Origin of the sequence: Vibrio owensii CAIM 1854 = LMG 25443 (genome assembly GCF_000817815.1) — a bacterium.
Classification (GTDB): Bacteria; Pseudomonadota; Gammaproteobacteria; order Enterobacterales; family Vibrionaceae; genus Vibrio; species Vibrio owensii.
Genome location: NZ_JPRD01000055.1, coordinates 54,861 through 71,311 on the forward strand (window position 1 = coordinate 54,861; position 16,451 = coordinate 71,311).

The 16,451-nt window shown below is 45.6% G+C and carries 16 protein-coding genes and 1 tRNA gene; 11 read left to right on the forward strand and 6 right to left on the reverse strand.

Annotated elements, in window-relative coordinates; genetic code table 11:
- The first annotated feature begins 18 nt into the window (after positions 1-18).
- From H735_RS24975 to H735_RS24995, 5 genes are all read left to right on the forward strand, one after another.
- On the forward strand, positions 19-486 hold the full coding sequence (locus tag H735_RS24975) for an OsmC family protein (protein ID WP_020195967.1): 468 nt from the start codon (positions 19-21) through the stop codon (positions 484-486).
- A 76-nt stretch (positions 487-562) separates the two neighbouring features.
- Positions 563-1,444 carry a LysR family transcriptional regulator gene (locus tag H735_RS24980; protein ID WP_009704115.1) on the forward strand — a complete coding sequence of 294 codons (882 nt, stop codon included), beginning with the start codon at positions 563-565 and terminating at the stop codon, positions 1,442-1,444.
- Positions 1,445-1,595: 151 nt separating this feature from the next.
- Positions 1,596-2,606: a DUF2804 domain-containing protein gene (locus H735_RS24985; RefSeq protein ID WP_020195966.1), complete on the forward strand. Its 1,011-nt coding sequence runs from the start codon at positions 1,596-1,598 to the stop codon at positions 2,604-2,606.
- Positions 2,607-2,615: 9 nt separating this feature from the next.
- Positions 2,616-3,473, forward strand: a complete 858-nt coding sequence (locus H735_RS24990) for a sterol desaturase family protein (RefSeq protein ID WP_009704117.1) — start codon at positions 2,616-2,618, stop codon at positions 3,471-3,473.
- Between the two features lie 103 nt (positions 3,474-3,576).
- Positions 3,577-3,984: a hypothetical protein gene (locus tag H735_RS24995; RefSeq protein ID WP_020195965.1), complete on the forward strand. Its 408-nt coding sequence runs from the start codon at positions 3,577-3,579 to the stop codon at positions 3,982-3,984.
- A 186-nt stretch (positions 3,985-4,170) separates the two neighbouring features.
- Here H735_RS24995 and H735_RS25000 read toward each other — a convergent pair.
- A tRNA-Gly gene (locus H735_RS25000) sits at positions 4,171-4,245 on the reverse strand.
- 328 nt (positions 4,246-4,573) lie between these two features.
- Here H735_RS25000 and H735_RS25005 point away from each other — a divergent pair.
- Positions 4,574-5,092: a DUF4136 domain-containing protein gene (locus tag H735_RS25005; protein ID WP_005435718.1), complete on the forward strand. Its 519-nt coding sequence runs from the start codon at positions 4,574-4,576 to the stop codon at positions 5,090-5,092.
- An 82-nt stretch (positions 5,093-5,174) separates the two neighbouring features.
- Here H735_RS25005 and H735_RS25010 read toward each other — a convergent pair whose 3' ends face one another.
- From H735_RS25010 to H735_RS25020, 3 genes are read right to left on the reverse strand one after another with little or no spacing between them, the layout of a single operon-like run.
- A complete protein-coding gene (locus tag H735_RS25010) occupies positions 5,175-8,738 on the reverse strand; it encodes a response regulator (protein WP_020197072.1) in 3,564 nt (1,187 codons plus the stop codon).
- Entirely contained in the window at positions 8,738-9,790 is a 1,053-nt protein-coding gene (locus H735_RS25015; protein WP_020197073.1) for a response regulator, read from the reverse strand. Before H735_RS25015 ends, H735_RS25010 begins: the two co-directional genes overlap by 1 nt.
- A 19-nt stretch (positions 9,791-9,809) precedes the next feature.
- Positions 9,810-11,891, reverse strand: a complete 2,082-nt coding sequence (locus H735_RS25020) for a hypothetical protein (protein WP_020197074.1) — start codon at positions 11,889-11,891, stop codon at positions 9,810-9,812.
- Positions 11,892-12,382: 491 nt separating this feature from the next.
- Here H735_RS25020 and H735_RS25025 point away from each other — a divergent pair, with 491 nt between their 5' ends.
- The 5 genes from H735_RS25025 to H735_RS25045 all read left to right on the forward strand — a co-directional run bounded on the left by H735_RS25025 (position 12,383) and on the right by H735_RS25045 (position 15,347).
- Positions 12,383-13,051, forward strand: a complete 669-nt coding sequence (locus H735_RS25025) for a winged helix-turn-helix domain-containing protein (protein ID WP_020197075.1) — start codon at positions 12,383-12,385, stop codon at positions 13,049-13,051.
- Positions 13,044-13,508 carry a hypothetical protein gene (locus tag H735_RS25030; protein WP_020197076.1) on the forward strand — a complete coding sequence of 155 codons (465 nt, stop codon included), beginning with the start codon at positions 13,044-13,046 and terminating at the stop codon, positions 13,506-13,508. The genes H735_RS25025 and H735_RS25030 overlap by 8 nt, the downstream gene beginning before the upstream one ends.
- A 178-nt stretch (positions 13,509-13,686) precedes the next feature.
- The gene (locus H735_RS25035) at positions 13,687-14,070 is read left to right on the forward strand and encodes a hypothetical protein (RefSeq protein ID WP_020197077.1); all 384 of its coding nucleotides are present in this window, start codon (positions 13,687-13,689) and stop codon (positions 14,068-14,070) included.
- A gap of 142 nt (positions 14,071-14,212) precedes the next feature.
- On the forward strand, positions 14,213-14,620 hold the full coding sequence (locus H735_RS25040) for a hypothetical protein (RefSeq protein ID WP_005435726.1): 408 nt from the start codon (positions 14,213-14,215) through the stop codon (positions 14,618-14,620).
- Positions 14,621-14,669: 49 nt separating this feature from the next.
- Positions 14,670-15,347: a DedA family protein gene (locus H735_RS25045; RefSeq protein ID WP_005435728.1), complete on the forward strand. Its 678-nt coding sequence runs from the start codon at positions 14,670-14,672 to the stop codon at positions 15,345-15,347.
- An 85-nt stretch (positions 15,348-15,432) separates the two neighbouring features.
- On the opposite strand, the gene H735_RS25050 is transcribed toward H735_RS25045, so the two are convergent.
- Positions 15,433-15,750, reverse strand: coding sequence for a hypothetical protein (locus tag H735_RS25050; RefSeq protein ID WP_005435730.1), 318 nt, complete (start codon positions 15,748-15,750; stop codon positions 15,433-15,435).
- 95 nt (positions 15,751-15,845) lie between these two features.
- Positions 15,846-16,253: a hypothetical protein gene (locus H735_RS25055; RefSeq protein WP_020197078.1), complete on the reverse strand. Its 408-nt coding sequence runs from the start codon at positions 16,251-16,253 to the stop codon at positions 15,846-15,848.
- Positions 16,254-16,451: the final 198 nt, after the last annotated feature.

Below are 16,451 nucleotides of genomic sequence, written 5' to 3' on the forward strand. Positions count from 1 at the left end.
ACAGCACAAGGGATGGTAATGAGTACACACACTGCAGTTATCCGATGGCAGCGTCAAACCAACGAAATCTTTAGCGACAATCAATACAGCCGAGCACACGTTTGGCAGTTTGACGGTGGCGTTACCGTTCCGGCATCCCCATCTCCTCAAGTTGTCCCGTTACCACTTTCGGTAGAAGAAAACGTCGACCCAGAAGAAGCGTTTATTGCTGCGTTATCGAGTTGTCATATGTTGGTTTTCCTTTCTATTGCCGCTAAGCGTCGCTATGTAATTGATTCGTACGTGGACGAAGCAATTGGGGAACTGACGGCAGGAGAAAACGGCAAAGAGTGGGTTTCTAAAGTTGTGCTGAGACCACGCATCGTTTTTTCCGGAGATAAACAACCGACACGTGAACAGTTAGGAAAAATGCATCATCTGGCGCATGAGAACTGTTTTATCGCCAATTCTGTAAAGACCGAAGTCGTGACCGAAATTCTCGATTAGCGTCGTTGAGATTATTTCAATATTGACAAAAGTCTCTCCTCAATTATGGTTACAGCAACAAAAGTGAGGTAAGACGATGTTAACGCGTTCCGATGATCTAGAAATCCTATTAACGGTTGTAGACTGTGGTGGCTTTTCCGCTGCGGCAGAAGCATTAGATGTGCAAGTGGCAAGAGTTTCGCGCTCAGTCAGTCGTCTTGAACAGCAGCTTGGCGTTTCTTTACTAAACCGCACCACACGTCGCGTTGAGTTAACCGATGAAGGTCGCCGATTTGTCGAGCATGTGCGCACCGCAATGCAGTACATTCAGCAGGCGGAAGAGTGCATTCTTTCATTAGGAGAAACGCCTCAAGGGACACTGCGTGTGGATGCCGCAAGCCCATTCGTCTTCCATCAACTAGTTGACCTGATCAAGCCTTTCCGTGAAGCCTATCCGCAGATTGAATTGGAGCTGACGTCCAACGAAGGTTTCGTTGATCTATTAGAAAAGCGCACCGATGTGGCGATTCGTATCGGTAAACTGTCTGATTCTACTTTGCATGCAAGAGCGCTGGGTAAGAGCGAGTTGTATTTGGTTGCCTCACCGGATTACCTCAAACACAGAGGGATTCCACAAAAGCCAACGGACCTTGCTCATCACGACATTATCGGATTCACTGAGCCGAAGATCCTCAACAAACTGCCATTAAAAGGCGCACCAGAGATAGAGCCAAATTTGCTTTCCAGTAACGGTGAGACCATTCGCCAACTGGCGCTAGCAGGCAATGGCATTGCGTGTTTGTCCGGTTTTATGGTTCGTAAAGACATGGAAGAGGGGCGCTTGGTGCCGATATTGGAATCAGACAAAATCACTAATACTGGTCGTGAACAGATCAACGCGGTTTACTACAAATCTTCATCTGTTTCATTGCGTATTTCCGCTTTCCTTGATTTCATCCAACCCAAGTTAAAGCTCTAATTAACCGTTCAATGGTTTGAATATAGGTGACTGGTTTCACATTTCAGTTCATTTGAAGCCGAGAACTGAACCAATGTTGTGCAGTGGCGCAAACTGTTCGTTGTTAAATTAATGTTAATATCGAATGGTGTGTCATTGATTAATAGCGAGCATGGATGTGCAAACACCTTTGAATCCCTTTATTCAAGCGAATGGATTACCTCAATTTGGTCATTTAGCATCGATTCCCGAATCGCTTCAGTTGGATGCGTTTCAGTATCTTAATGAGATGGATCATTCTGCATCGAGTTGGCGAAAGCGATTCGACTATAAGCAGTTCCAGTTCGTCTCGATCGTGACAGAGAAATACATCATTGGTGTTGCGATTGCCGATATTCGCTATTTGGCGTCTGGCTTTTGCTATGTGTTTGATACAGAAACCCATGAGCTCGTTGAACAGCAGTGGCTAAAGCCGATCAACATGGGTTATCAAACACAACCTTCTAGCTGGAACAGCCACGCCTATCTCGCTAACGATGCCATTCAATTCAAGATTGAACATGGACTCTGGCACATACAGCTTTCAACAGACCTTATTCAAGCTGATTTGAGGTTAAAACCTGAGTCAGAAAGCTTGCCTTTGATGCTCTGTACACCAACCGCGTATTCCGGCTGGACCTACACCCAAAAACACAACGCACTCGCTGTTCAAGGTGAAATGAGTGTGAAAGGGCAACCACAAGATCTAACCAACGCAGTTGCTGGGTATGACTTCTCTGCCGGCTATATGCGAAGGGAAACCAGTTGGCGATGGGCGAGCATTAATCATCACAGTGAAGACAAACGGATAGGGCTGAACTTTGCTGCTGGAGTCAACGAAACCGGACATTGTGAAAACGTGATTTGGATTGATGGCGAACGGTATTTGATGCCACCTGTCCAATTCGAATTTTCTCGCCTCCATCAAGAAGCGTCATGGCGAATTACCTCACAAGACAAGCGCATCGACTTGATCTTCAAACCTAAAAATCAGCGCTCAGAGAAAAAGAACTTCTGGTTTTTGAAGAGTAACTTTCGTCAGTTTGTTGGTTATTTTTCTGGCTATTTGATTGATGGCAATGGCATTAAACACGAACTTGAAGAGGTGAAGGGACTCACCGAAGATCACTACGCGAAATGGTAGGAACGGACTATGGAATGGTCACAAATTACGGAACATCCTGATTTATTGTTGATGTTGCTCGCGCCAATATTCTTTCTTTGTATTGCGGCAGAATATTGGTTTGGACAACGTGGTGGAAGATTACCTGAGAGTGCGCGATATTACTTGCCAGAAGTGGTGTGTAACTTTGTATTGGCTGGGCTTCATCAAGCGACAGATATCTTAACAGGGCTGCTTATCGCCAAGCTGTACTTATGGTGGTTTGGTTGGCGTTTGTTTGATATCGAGATGACGGTTTCTACCTTCCTGTTACTCATGGTCTTACAAGATTTCTTCTATTACTGGTTCCACCGAGCAAGCCATCGTATCCGTTGGATGTGGGCGGCACATGTGGTGCATCACAGTTCAGAGCGCATGAACTTCAGTACCGCATTTCGTCAAAGCCTAATGTACCCATTGGCCGGCATGTGGTTGTTCTGGTTGCCACTGGTCATTATTGGTTTTGATCCTAAGTGGGTGGTGTTTGTTGTTCTGCTCAATCTCGGTCTGCAATTCTTTGTTCATACCCAATCGATTCGTTCTCTTGGCCCTTTAGAATGGGTCTTCAATACGCCATCTCATCACCGCGTTCATCATGGTGTGAATCGTCAATATATCGATAAAAATTACGCTGGCGTATTGATCATCTGGGATCGTATGTTCGGGACGTTCGAGCCAGAAGTTGAAACGGTTCGTTATGGCATTTCAAAACCTGTTAATAGCTTTAATCCTATTACCGTGACGTTTGCGGAATGGAAAGACATGTTCAAAGAAGTGACTCGTCCTAATTTATCTTGGCGTCAGCGCTGGCGGTGTTTGTTTGCACCTCCGTCTGACACCTTGGAATAGCCGTTTCTTATGATTAACTAAACGCCATACCATTTACTCTTGACAGCATCCGGCAATGTTGTTTTAATTCGTACGGTGTTTTGTAAGATTTAGGGAACGGACGATGACATTTAATCGAGTTGTCTCAATTGTAACGATGACCGCCGCTATGTTCAGCTCTGGGTACGCATACGCAGCACCTGCTTTTAGTGCAGATCAGCTGTGTAAAGCAGGGTTAGCACTGGCGATAGATAAGCAGCCCCGCGGGATTAAAACGGCGGGAACGTCAGGTCAACGTATTTTGCTGGCTTTGAAAAATGGCAAAAATGATTGGGATTATCGCTGCACGGTAAATCGTCAAAATCGTACGTTAAAGATTGACGCTAGAGACTTGAAGCGAAATGACAAATACCTTGCTCAAGCCATACGTTATCGCGTCAATGAAGGGAAGCGATCGGTCGAAGTCACCATGAAGAAACGCGCTGGTGGCGGGCTGAAAAACGACACGTTCACGACACTTCAGTTGGATTAACCCCAAAGATATGGGGAACATTATAACGAAGACACGCCCCTGTATTTTGCAGGGGCTTTTTTATGCCTGCAGTTTGAGGTAGCAAATACAAGAGATCGATTACAACCACAGCGTGATAGCAGTGAAGTAAGAATTTAAAGGATAGATTTGGGAAATCTGAGAAAAAGATTAGCTTAAGGGAAAGCTTGGAGCGGGCAGCGGGAATCGAACCCGCATCATCAGCTTGGAAGGCTGAGGTAATAGCCATTATACGATGCCCGCGCATCGATAGGACTCATTCAATATGCCAGATTAAATTCAAAAGAAAAGTCTTTTTTGCTCAATGAGTTGCTTAATGAGCAAATAAATACCAATTCGCTCAAAAAGCGCACGATGATGTTGGCGATAGGTAACTCCAAATATCGATCCGTTTTCTTTCTCAGGCAGTTATTTACTCTGTTCTTCGTCTCTCTCGCGTCTTGAATTTGAACACTTGGCATTCATGGTCAAGACTAAATGTTGAAATGATTCAATTTTTTCCCACACACGTAAAAACGAATACCACCATTTGCCGAGAGAGACCGGCACGATAAGACAGAGGAGAAAGGGTATGTGGAAAGGTTTACTGGCAACACTGTTTGCTATCTCGGTAACGGCTTGTACAACAGTGACGACAGACGTCGACAAGCAAGCGGATTTCTCATCCTACAAAACGTTTGATTTTGGTGAGCAGTCTGAAACCCCGACCAGTTTGGACGCACGAAGAATCGAGCAGGGATTGGCTGCTCAACTAGAATCAAAAGGACTGTCGCGCGTGCAAAGTGGCGGTGACCTTTATGTGCACCACGACATCATCAAAGAGTCCGAACTGGTGTCATCGGGTTCTAGCTTTAGCGTTGGTTACGGATGGAACAGCTTTGGCGTGATCACTTCTAGCCCTGAGCGTTATAAAGAGAAGAAGTACGGCAAACTTGTTGTCGAACTTGTTGATACCAAAGCCAACCAAGTGGTGTGGAAGGGTGTTTCTAGCCGCAAGCTAACCGAATCAATGAGTACGGAAAAGCGTGAAGAGCTAATCTCGGAAGAAGTGATGAAGATGTTTGAAAACTACCCTTACGGTAAGAAATAACACGGCTCGAATACTAACTAATAGCCCCGTCCGGCATAAGTTGAACGGGGCTATATTGATCGTGGGTTTCACCACAACTCCCTCATGAGTTACTCAAACCATCGGATGTATTGAGGATTTCAAGCGCGAGGGAGAAATCATATTGTTCCGCTGCTCTTTTAAATTTATCGAAACAAGAGGCCGCCAATCCGAGTTGTTTGCCGCTATGAACGCTACTCAAGTGATTAAGCACCTCGGTGTCATCATTAAGCAGTAGGCGTTTCAACATTTCGAACGTCTCTGGATTGAATGATTCGTCAATATGAACGGGGTTTTCTTTTGTATTGCTTTCAGTTGCTGACAACACTTGAGTACAGACGCTCGTTAAGGACCGGACAAGAAGTGCTTTGTCTTTTGCACTGACGTTCTCTTTTTCCAATTGCGTGCATAGTGCTTGAATTTGCTTGAGTCCGACACTGCCACTGAGTCCTTTGATGGTATGAATGGCTCTGTCTACCTCAGTAGTACTCATTTCATCGAAGCTAAACGATTTGTATTGGTGAGCAAACTTTTGTAGTACCGACAGATACAGCGTGCTATTTCCTGCTGTGACTCTGATGCCTTGTTCAATATTCAGTTCAGGTATTTGAGAAAGCGCTTCTTTGATGGCAATTGGCATCTCATTTGTAGGCGTTTGCGTCTCAATACTATCGCCGCCATTAGTACACAGTAGCTTCGCTAATCTCGATTTCAACAATGGAATATCTATGGGTTTATGCAGCACACAATTCATGCCTGCATCGAGGGCTTTTTTCTCATCTTCAGCTAAGGTATTGGCCGTTAATGCGATAATTGGCAACTCGGTAAGCTTTAGCTTCTGTCGGATGTTTTGGGTCGCCTGATATCCATCCATAATTGGCATCTGGCAATCCATTAACACGGCATCGAAGTTGTGTTTAACCAAAAGCTCTAAGGCTTCTTTACCGTGGTTGGCAATTTGCACAACACAGCCCGCATTGACTAATACATCTCGCACTAACTCTTGATTTATTCGATGGTCTTCAACAACAAGAATACGTTTTTTCGCCAAGTTTGAGCCTGAGCTTGTTGTGGCAGGAGAAGGCGCTTCACTCTCACTTTGGAAAAGGGTGTCCAAGCACTCAGAAAGCACTGTGGTTGTGAAAGGCTTTCTGAGTAGCTCGTCGTATTTAAGGTCAATAGAATCAAGTTGGTGTAGAACGTGCGCAACACTGGTATTCGTGACCAAAAGCACTTTGCTATTCGGCACTTCAAGGCTCCGAAGCTGAGAGAGCATCTTGGTAATTAAGTGGGATTGGGCGGGCAGGGTGACCAAAAGGAGTGGAGGTAGCTTAAGTTCAGAATCTACCATGTCTTTTAGGTCAGCAAAGTCCTCACATTGGATATTCAGTTGTTGCAATTGACCTTGTATGAGCAAACGAGACTCTTTACAAGCATCGATCAAAAACGCGCGGTTAGGCACGTGGTCGAAGTTTGGACACGGAATGTCCTCACTGCAATATTCGAGTTCGAATTGAACCTTAAAAATTGAGCCTTTTCCTAGCGTACTGGTCACTGAGATTGTCCCCTTCATCAAGTCTACGATGTTTTTCGTAATGGCCAAACCGAGCCCTGAACCACCGTATTTTCGCGTTGTTGAGGTGTCTGCTTGAGAGAAACTATTAAACAGCTTGTTGATCTGTCCGGGTGTCATGCCGATACCCTCATCCTCGACAACTAACTCCAAAGTACTGTATTGCTTGGTTTTATGAAGCAGATTCAAACGCAATGTGACTTTGCCTTGATGAGTAAACTTGATGGCATTAAACCCTAAGTTGAGAATGATTTGCTTGACGCGGTAAGGGTCGCCTATCAAGGTTTGCGGTAAGTTCTGATCGACAGAGAGTAATAGGTCGAGAGATTTATCCTGTGATTTGACGGACAAAATATCGATAGCTTGATCGAGTAATTCATCGAGAGAGAAGGGCGTACGTTCGAGCTCTAGTTTTCCTGCTTCTACTTTCGAAAAGTCCAATATGTCATTTAACAATCGTAACAAGGATTTCGCTGAGCGATGCACCTTTTCAATGTAGTTCTTTTGATGTTTATTGAGCTCTGATTCAAGAACAAGATGACTCATGCCTATGATGGCATTCATCGGCGTTCTGATTTCATGACTCATGTTGGCTAGGAAGCTCGATTTGGCTTGATTGGCAGATTCGGCATCATCACGTGCTTCTTGCAATGTCGCCGCCATGGCCTGAAGCTCGATTTGTGAGCGACGCATGGTATAGGCGAGTAAGATGATAGCCAGAATGAACACGAACGCCGAATAAATGAGATATTGCGACACTTGTTTGAATTGCGACACCTCGGCAAAACGCAGCTCTCTTAAATGGTCAAGCTGGTCGTCTGCTTTGGTCGCGGCCATGACCATTTTGCGTGCAATATCGTTCAGTTGTTGGGATACCTCGACGACATCTAAAAAGTGCAGCTTATAAGCCTCAATAGAGCTAGGCACAGATTCAAACAGCGCATTATTGCTCTCTTCAACCAAAAAAGATTGGATGCTACGTGTGTGTGCTTGTGCTTTCGCTAACGCCTCTAACACAATCAGTTTGTGTTTTTCCTTTTCTTCGGCTCGAGTCGAGATCATGAAGTCGCGATCTGCTTGTCTCGCCTTTCCGACTGATTGTTTAAGTAGCGTTGCTTGGATACCGGCTTCAAGACTCATGTTCATGTCACTTTCAAGGTTGGCGACATTGGCTTGCGCTTGAATCAGATCCTGCCTGATGCGTTCACGCAATGCATCAACGCTTTTTGCGAGTTGTTCTGAAGAAGCTCTCAGGTTTTTAGACGTGGCTTCGTTGTCTGCGCTTTGATTTACCAAGCTTAAAGCTGATGAATAATGCTTTTGGGAGTTCTTTAACGCTTGAACGAGAGTTGATTCGTATTTGTTGTGCAGCGCTTCAGAGAGCGTTTCTGTGAGCTGCTCAAGCTCGTCCGTGTACTTGATGGCATCGTTAAGGTCGCTGTCTCTGCCGAATAGAAGAAACTCTAAACTCGCAGAGCGAATGGACTGGGCGGTTAAGTTTATCTCGTAGCTGAGTGATTCGTGCTCGGCCACACGAACCATCATGTCTCGGTTTTGAAGTTCTTCTTGTTTGTCTGCTACGACTTTAGAAGCGAGGCGTTTTTGTAACTCTCGGGTTTGTGTGGCAACGGTTGTCGCATCCTTTTCCATCACAGAAAGGCTTTGTTTTTGTTGTTCTGTGAGGGTTTTATATAGGGTGAAAAGTTCCTGATAATCTTCTACGTAACTAAGTAAAGAGTCATCGATGAGGTCGTTTGACACTGAGTTATCTTCAAAGCTCTGCGCGAGTTTTTTGGTTTCTTCGATAAACCGCTCTGCCTTAGCTGCGTCTTCCAACTGGCGATCGCGTGTATAGGTGAGCTCGTATAATCTCGCGTTATCAAGTGCTAACAAGAGTTGCCCCGCGAGGCCGTACCTCTCGATTGAACCAAAGGTTTTATTGATACTGAAACCAGCGAACAAGCCCACGATACAAAACAGTGCAATAACGAACCCAAAACTTAACAGGGTTCGTTTTGCTTGTTTCGAGACTTTGTTTTCGCCTTCTCTGGTCATTACGCGTTAACTCTTAAGGCTTGGGGTTCAACATCCGAATAACGCGCCATGATTTTTTTGATTTCAGGAATGAGAGAGATAAAAACAGGCACCAGTTTTGGGTCAAAGTGGGTACCCGATTCCTTAGTCAGAAGCGCGCATGCTTCGGGAATCGACCATGCTCGTTTATAAGGTCGTTCACTGGTTAAAGCGTCGAACACGTCTGCAATGGCAACGATTCGAGCAGAAAGGGGAATCTGCTCCCCAGAAATACCTTTCGGGTAGCCGCTTCCATCCCACTTCTCGTGATGCGCGATGACGACTTCTCTCGCAAGGTTAAGGAGAGGAGAATCGTGCTTGCCGAGGATCTCATAACCATATTCCACATGTCGTTGCATCTCTTCCCATTCATCTTCATCAAGTCGAGAGGGCTTGAGTAGTACAGCATCGGGCGTTCCTATTTTTCCGATGTCATGCATAGGGGCGGCGGTAAAAAGCAGTTCACACCATTCTTCATCAGCGCCAATGGCTTCTGCCAGCAATCGGCTATAGTGGCTCATTCGAATCACGTGCATGCCTGTTTCGTTGTCTTTGTACTCGCCAGCCCTTGCTAAACAGTTGATGATCTCGAGTTGGTTTCGAGCAAGAAGGGCGGTTTTTTCTTTAACTTGGGCTGCTAGCATTCGGCTTTTGCTGTAAGCCAATAGTTGTGAGCGTACTCTTACTCGAAGTATGGCTGGGCTAATCGGTTTGGTGATGTAATCCACCGCGCCAATATCAAAGCCGAACTGTTCATCATCGTCATCGGATTGCGCGGTTAAAAACATGACCGGAATCGCGCTAGTCAAAGGGTTCGACTTCAAACGCTTACATACCTCAAAGCCGTTCATTTCAGGCATGACAATGTCGAGCAAGATGAGGTCAGGTTTTGGCTCTTGCAGTGCGATTTGCAAGCCGCGTTCACCGTTGATCGCAGCTTTGACTTGGTATTCTTCGTTCAGCACGTTAGAGATGATCTGAATGTGCTCGGGTGTATCGTCAATGACCAAGACGGTAGGTTTAGTCGTTAGCATGGTTCATCTCCTTTTGCGTTTAGTAGATGTAAGCTGCGCCCGAACCCGAGCTACTGTTGTCGTTGAAATCTGACCCATCAGACGCTTCGTCTTTTGCGCCGACGATCAAGGTATTACCATCACCACTGATGGCGATAGCGCTGCCAAATCCATCGCCTGCATCCGTATTGCGGGATTTGATGTATTCTGTTTGCCGCCAAGTTCCTTCAACATCGGTAAAGAGATATACTGCACCAGCTGCACTTGTGTCATTCAATTGCACATCACCATCCAAACCTTGGCTAGATGAGGCTTCATTTGGGGCGCCAACAACAAGCGCTTTACCATTGCTGCTCAGTTGAACATCGGAACCGAAGTGGTCAGAAGCATCGGAGTTAACGGCTTTGATGTAATCTTCTTGTTGCCAACCCGCTTGCAATTTGTAGAAGAGGTAAGCGGCTCCAGCGCCAGAAGCTGAGCTGTCTGATTCATTGCCGTTTATCTCACTGTCAGACGCTTCGTTGAAAGCGCCAATCGCTATCACGGTGCCATCTGAGTTTACGTCGACTGAGTGTCCAAACTGGTCTTCAGAATCTGAGTTCGAGGATTTCAAATAGGAATCTTGAGCCCAAGTGGCACCGTTGTGAACAAAGACATAAGCAGCACCTGAGTTATCACTGCTATTATCCATTTCGTTACCATTGACGCTGATGGCATTTGAATCTTCACCCGGTGAGCCGACTACCGCGGTTAATCCGTCGTCGCTTAACGACACGTCGTAGCCGAACGAGTCAAGCTTGTCTGAGTTTGTTGACTTCAAGTACGCGGTTTGCGCCCACTGGTTGTTTTGCAATTCAAACACGTAGGCCGCACCTGACAAACTGCCTGTGTTATCTGTCTCGTCACCATTGATGGACTGAGCTGAAGAGCTTTCTCCAGGCGCACCAACAAGTAACGTCGTACCGTCTGAATCCAGTGATACTGAGAAGCCAAACGAATCAACAAGGTTGCTGTTTGAGGATTTAATGTAAGCTTGCGATTGCCAAGAAGGCCCACTGTTAACGTATAGATAAACAGCACCGGACGCCGGCGCTAAGTTATCCAATTGGTTGCCATCGATACCCGTTGCAGACGAGGCTTCGTTTATCGTACTGACAGCAAGCGTATTCCCATCTCCGCTCAGAGCAATCGCATAACCAAACTCATCTTTGTCATCGGCATTCGACGCTTTAAGGTAAGCAACTTCATTCCAAATACCGTTTGTTTTTCGATAAACATACACTGCTCCAGATAGGGCAGCACTGTTTGCAGTAGGATCATTGACTATGCCGCTCTCTTTGAAAGCACTCACTGCGATAGTCGAGCCATCATTACTCACCGCGACAGCGTTGCCATAGTTGTCGTTACTGTCGGTGTTAGAAGCTTTCAACAAGCCAATAGCATTCAATAAAGCGCTTGGTTCAATCGATACTTCGTTACTTTTCTGATCGCCATCTTTGTTACTAGCCACCACAAAATACGTCTCGTTGGTGGATAACAAGCTGTGGAGTTCAACTTGTTTATTGGTCTCGGTTAATCCAGTAGACAAGACGTCGCAGTTGTCCGTTGCTGTCGTATTTTTCCGGCACAAGGTGTACTCATCAGCGTTTTGACTGTCTTGCCACTGAAACAAGAACGTTTTCCCATTCACTGAAGTTGGCGCGGTTAAAGTGAAGGCACTTGGCGGCACAGACACAGGTGTTGGGTCTGGCGCTACCACTGGTGGTTCAGGTTGTTTGTCCTGGTTTTGGTCAGGTTGCTGCTTTGTGTCCTCATCCGGTTGTTTGTCCTGGGTTTGATCAGGCTGCTGCGTTGTATTCTCGTCAGGTTGCTTTTCTGGTCCAGGCTCGGGTTCCGGTTCGGCCTTTGGTGGAAAAACTGGAGGCGTATCAACGGGAGGAAGTGGTGGTTTCTCACTTTCTGGCGGTTGAATTGGGTCTGGTGTCGGTTCTACGTCTGGGGTTTTTGGCAGTTCAACTTCTTGTTGTTGCGGTGGCGTAACGACTTCCGTGCCTGTTTCGGTGTCATTGCAGGCAGTAAGAAAAAGCGTTGAGCATGTGACTAACAATAAAAGTGCTTTCATAAATGATTCCGAGTTGTGAACTTATAAGCGACTGGATTCGTTTTTAATTGCACTAGCCTTTAGCGGTTGTGTCGTTTTTATTGTTGGCTAACTCTTAATTTCTGACGGGGTTACACACTGAAGAAGCATAAGGCGTACCAAGTGTGTATTTAGCGAGTGAACCAGTCGTGAATCTCGCTGGGCACTAATGATTGATGAAAATCACCGGATAAAATAAGTAATTTATTGCTCATTTATCCATCCTGGTTTCTTCTTTGAGACAAAAATTCTCTTTTTGACATTCAATTTGAGAACCCAGAACTCAGAACCTAACGCCCAAGTAGATGAGAGCAATCTCCCTCATGCTCATCTATTACTGACGCCAGCTGACTGCTAGGCAATGGCTTCAATAGACATGGCCTCAATGGGCAAAGGTTGTCACTGTGACACTTTTAGGGCTTGGCTTAGCTTTTGCTACCTCCTAAACAGGATGGATAAAAGTGGGGGTCGCAATGAAGATTACCAGCCCTGTATTCGAGGAATTTGAAGCGCACGAAGTTCAAGTGGGATCGTGTTTACTCAAGGTGCAACAGCACGCGTGTGAACTCATCGTGGAAAGCGGTAAACGCTACAACATTACAACGAAAGAAAGTGATGTCTTAAAAACGTTAGTTACCAACTTGGGCAAGGTGGTTTCTAAAGATGCCCTTATTCGCGCAGCATGGGGAAACCCCGAGATCATCGGTTCCAACTCATTACCCGTCGCGATTTCAAACCTGCGTAAAGTACTCGAACCGGAAAAGATTAAGATCGTTAATGTCCCCCGCCAAGGTTATCAACTGGAAGTAGAGTGTATGGCTTCTGGAGAATCAAATTCAGAACAAGTTGAAGAAGTAACAGAGCAAGTCGTTGCATCCAAGCCTGAACATAATATCAATAAACGTATTGAAACAAACTCCAACAAGATTAGCGTCATTTGCGCCTGGTTATCGCTGTTGTATGTGGTGTTTGTGGCGTCGTATTTCAGCTTTTCTTGGGTTCAAGTTGATTGCGAGGTTGTCGGCCAATCCAAAGTCTGTGCAATTCGAGGGGATGTCGACTCTGAGCTGAAAGCAGAGCAAGGCTCATCCATTTTCGTCTCATCAAACGGCAAGCGTTATGAGGGGGCATATCATGACTAAGCTACTACAACGCGGCGCATTTCTTGGCTTCATCTTAACTACCGCTTTTCTTTTATATGGGCTGGTCAATGGTGCTGGTTGTCGCTATGACCTCTCGGTGGAAAATGCTGAACATCAAAAAACGTTTGTCACCTGCTACCGCGGCAAGGTGGTGGTGCTCCATTCTCTTCTCAACGAGCAAAATGAACTGGTTTCCAAGTGGCAGGTAATGGCAAGACAAATGAAGTTTGGTAAGCAGGTGATATACATCATCTATGACCGAAACCGCATTGATGGTGGCAGCACAAACAACCTGACGGACAGATATAACGAAATCTTCTCGGGATATAACGTCCTCTTTTATCACGTAGAGCGGCTGGGCGATCGTGTGTTTATCTTCGAAAACTTCCCGGAAAACAACGTTATTGAAGGGCGGTTAGAAGGGGAGATGGATTTGTTTGCCATGGTGATGAGGTGAGTACCAAGAGCTCTCGTTTCATCAGTGAGTGAGCTAGTTCCTGAAGCGTTACTTTTCGATGGGAACAAACAGTACCGCCATTATTTAACGCTAAATTACTCACTAAGGCGCGAACGTTATTTTTAAAGTAGCGACAGAAGTATTAAAGAAGCTGCTTTTGGATAGAAGGAACAAGACAATGCTATGTGATGGTGATAATGCGAACTTGTTTGCGCGTTGCTTGATTGATGAAGGGCTTGAAGTTTGTAAGCTTAGAGATGAAAACGCGGAAGCGAATAAAGTGATGGTTAAGTGGCATCATGAAGAGGGTTCTGCATCGGCTTGTAATCGTTTAGCATCCGTTGGCATTTTCATTAACGTGGTTTCTCTGCTCGGGGATAAAAGCTCGCAAGAGTCGGGTTTATTGTTTGAGTTAAATGAGCTGACAAGGCTTGGTATCAACCCAAACGAAATACGTATGTTGGCCGAAGCTACGGCGGGGGCGTTACTAGGGCGCTGTAAACTTGAGTTTGTTGCTCAAGTGGTTGCTAAGATCGCTTCTCGGTTATCCGGTATCACCTAGAACACTTTTTGCGGCCTTTTGAACATGAAATGTACGGCCAAAGGTTTGCAAAACTCTCTTTTTACTATCAACTGAGAATTTAGATTGCAAATCAACACGCATGGAGTTACAACAGCGTATCGTTGTGGTTTAGGTGAATTCTGTGCGTACTTACCTAGTCAGTGTGTTAGGGCTTGTTGTTGCGCTGATGGCTTTTGGTTTGAGTCAGGCTTCACCGTCACCAAAACTTTCCCACGCGGTCAGCTACACCTCTTCTTTAATTGATGGTGAAGCGCATCTTGAGAAAGCACCATTCTCACCATCTCGTAAAATTGCCGCCAGCTTATTCAGTCGAAACGCATTGCGCGTTAACCATTCCAATACATCACCAGAATCTGATGACTTTGATGTAGTACCTGCGCGTTGGCTAACGGTAGTTGCGGATTCTAATAAACGCTTTGTATCTAAAGTGGCTATGCCCGTTATTGATGTCTTTTATCCTCGCTCGAAATATCGACTTGGAACAGGGCAAGAATCTAATCTCATTTATCGCTTCATGCATGCTAGGTGATGCCTATTCATCTGTTTTTAAATTTAATTGTGATGTTTAGGAGTTTGCTATGTTTGATTCGATTACTCAGGTGCTGTTTGCGTTGTGGCACCAAGACTTTACCGCGCTGATGGCGCCGGGTAGTGCAGGGCTGATTTACTTTGTAGTTGGTGCACTTATTTTCCTTGAAAGTGGGTTTATCCCTGCAGCCCCATTCCCGTGTGACAGCGTGGTCGTACTTTCTGGTACATTGGCAGCGGTTGGAGTGCTTGACCCAGTTATGATCATGTTGGTGATTGTAGTCAGTGCAGCAATGGGCAGTTGGGCAGCATATTTGCAAGGTAAATGGCTAAACCGCTTGCCGAAAGTACAAGGCTGGGTGAATGCAGTACCAGCGAAGCGTTTAGAACAAGTGGACATGCTGCTGGGTAAGCATGGTTTGATTGCGCTATTTTGCGCGCGTTTTATTCCAGTGGTGCGTTCGTTGCTGCCATTGATGATGGGATTACGCGTGAACCGTGTTAGCAAGTTCCATTACTTTGCGTGGCTGAGTGCGATTCTCTGGACACTGCTACTGTGCGGTCTTGGCCTGTTGTTACCATTGTTACCAGAAAAGCTAAACAAGATTGTGACCATGGGATTGATGGCTGCACCGGTTATTACCCTAACCATTGCCATCATGAGCTTTGTATTGGTGAAAGTGCGTAAGGCTTGGAGCAAATCAAAAACAACTCCACAACTGCCATAATTGTTCTGGTAAGAAATTTGAAAAGCAAAAAAGGCGCTATCACAGCGCCTTTTTCTGTATTTACATTGCTTGCAATGAGCGCGAATCAGTAACCGATGTTGTAAAGGTATTCGCCTGCTTCCTTACACTCAGTTTTGTAGAACTGTTCCATCTTCGTTTCATCCATGCCTTGTGCTTTGAACTCAGTCTCCGCAGAAGAGAGTTGGCTGAATGTATAGCCGCGCTCAGCCATTAAGTAATGACGAAACATAGCTCGATGCTCAGGAACGGCTGCACGAGCGTTAGAAGCATTCGCACACTCTAGAAGCGCACTGTTGCTCATATCTTCAGGTTTTGCTGCTTGTGTAGTCGCAGCGAATAAGGTTGTGAGTGCCAAAACGGCGATAGTCGCGATTTTTTTCATAATCAGGATCTCGAGTTAATTCAGGGTAAAGATGAGATCATCCTTGGCTAGTACTGAAGGTATCCGTATTAATGTCAGTACAGTCAATGTGCGAGCTAAGCGTCGCGACTGTGTTTAAACACGTAAAGTAAATTGGCTTGTTTCCACCCCGGAAGATGAAATGCACTTTTGCTTGCCGATAACTGTGCACGATTTGGCAAAGGTGTGGCTTTGAGTGCGATATCCAATAAGGAAGGGGACAAAAAAGCGACCAGGAGGTGATACTCGGGTACGACGCTCAATGTCAGCTCGCCATCGTTACCAGAAGCTCGACGGCAAGGCAGTAGACCCAACAGGTCGCGCTTTAAGTGGCGGTAGTAACCATCAGGGCTCCAAGCATCACGAGTATTCCAAGCTCGATAAGGGACTTTTAACGCATGATAGTCATGTTGTGTAAGTTTGTAGAACGTCTCGGAAGCGGTGTAGTTGGTATCTGCAGATTCATGATTTTGCGCAGCATACATCTGCCCTGAGAACAGGGAGAGTGACAACAAAAGCAGTAGGCGAAATACGTGAACCAAAACTAACCCTAACACAAGATGGAATCGATATTCGTTTGCTGCCAATTGGTGGCGCTTGCGTATACTAGCGACTTGTTAACAGGATGAACAGTTTTTTGTCTATTAAAAAAGGGAGCAAATCTGCTCTAATGCCGATCAGTT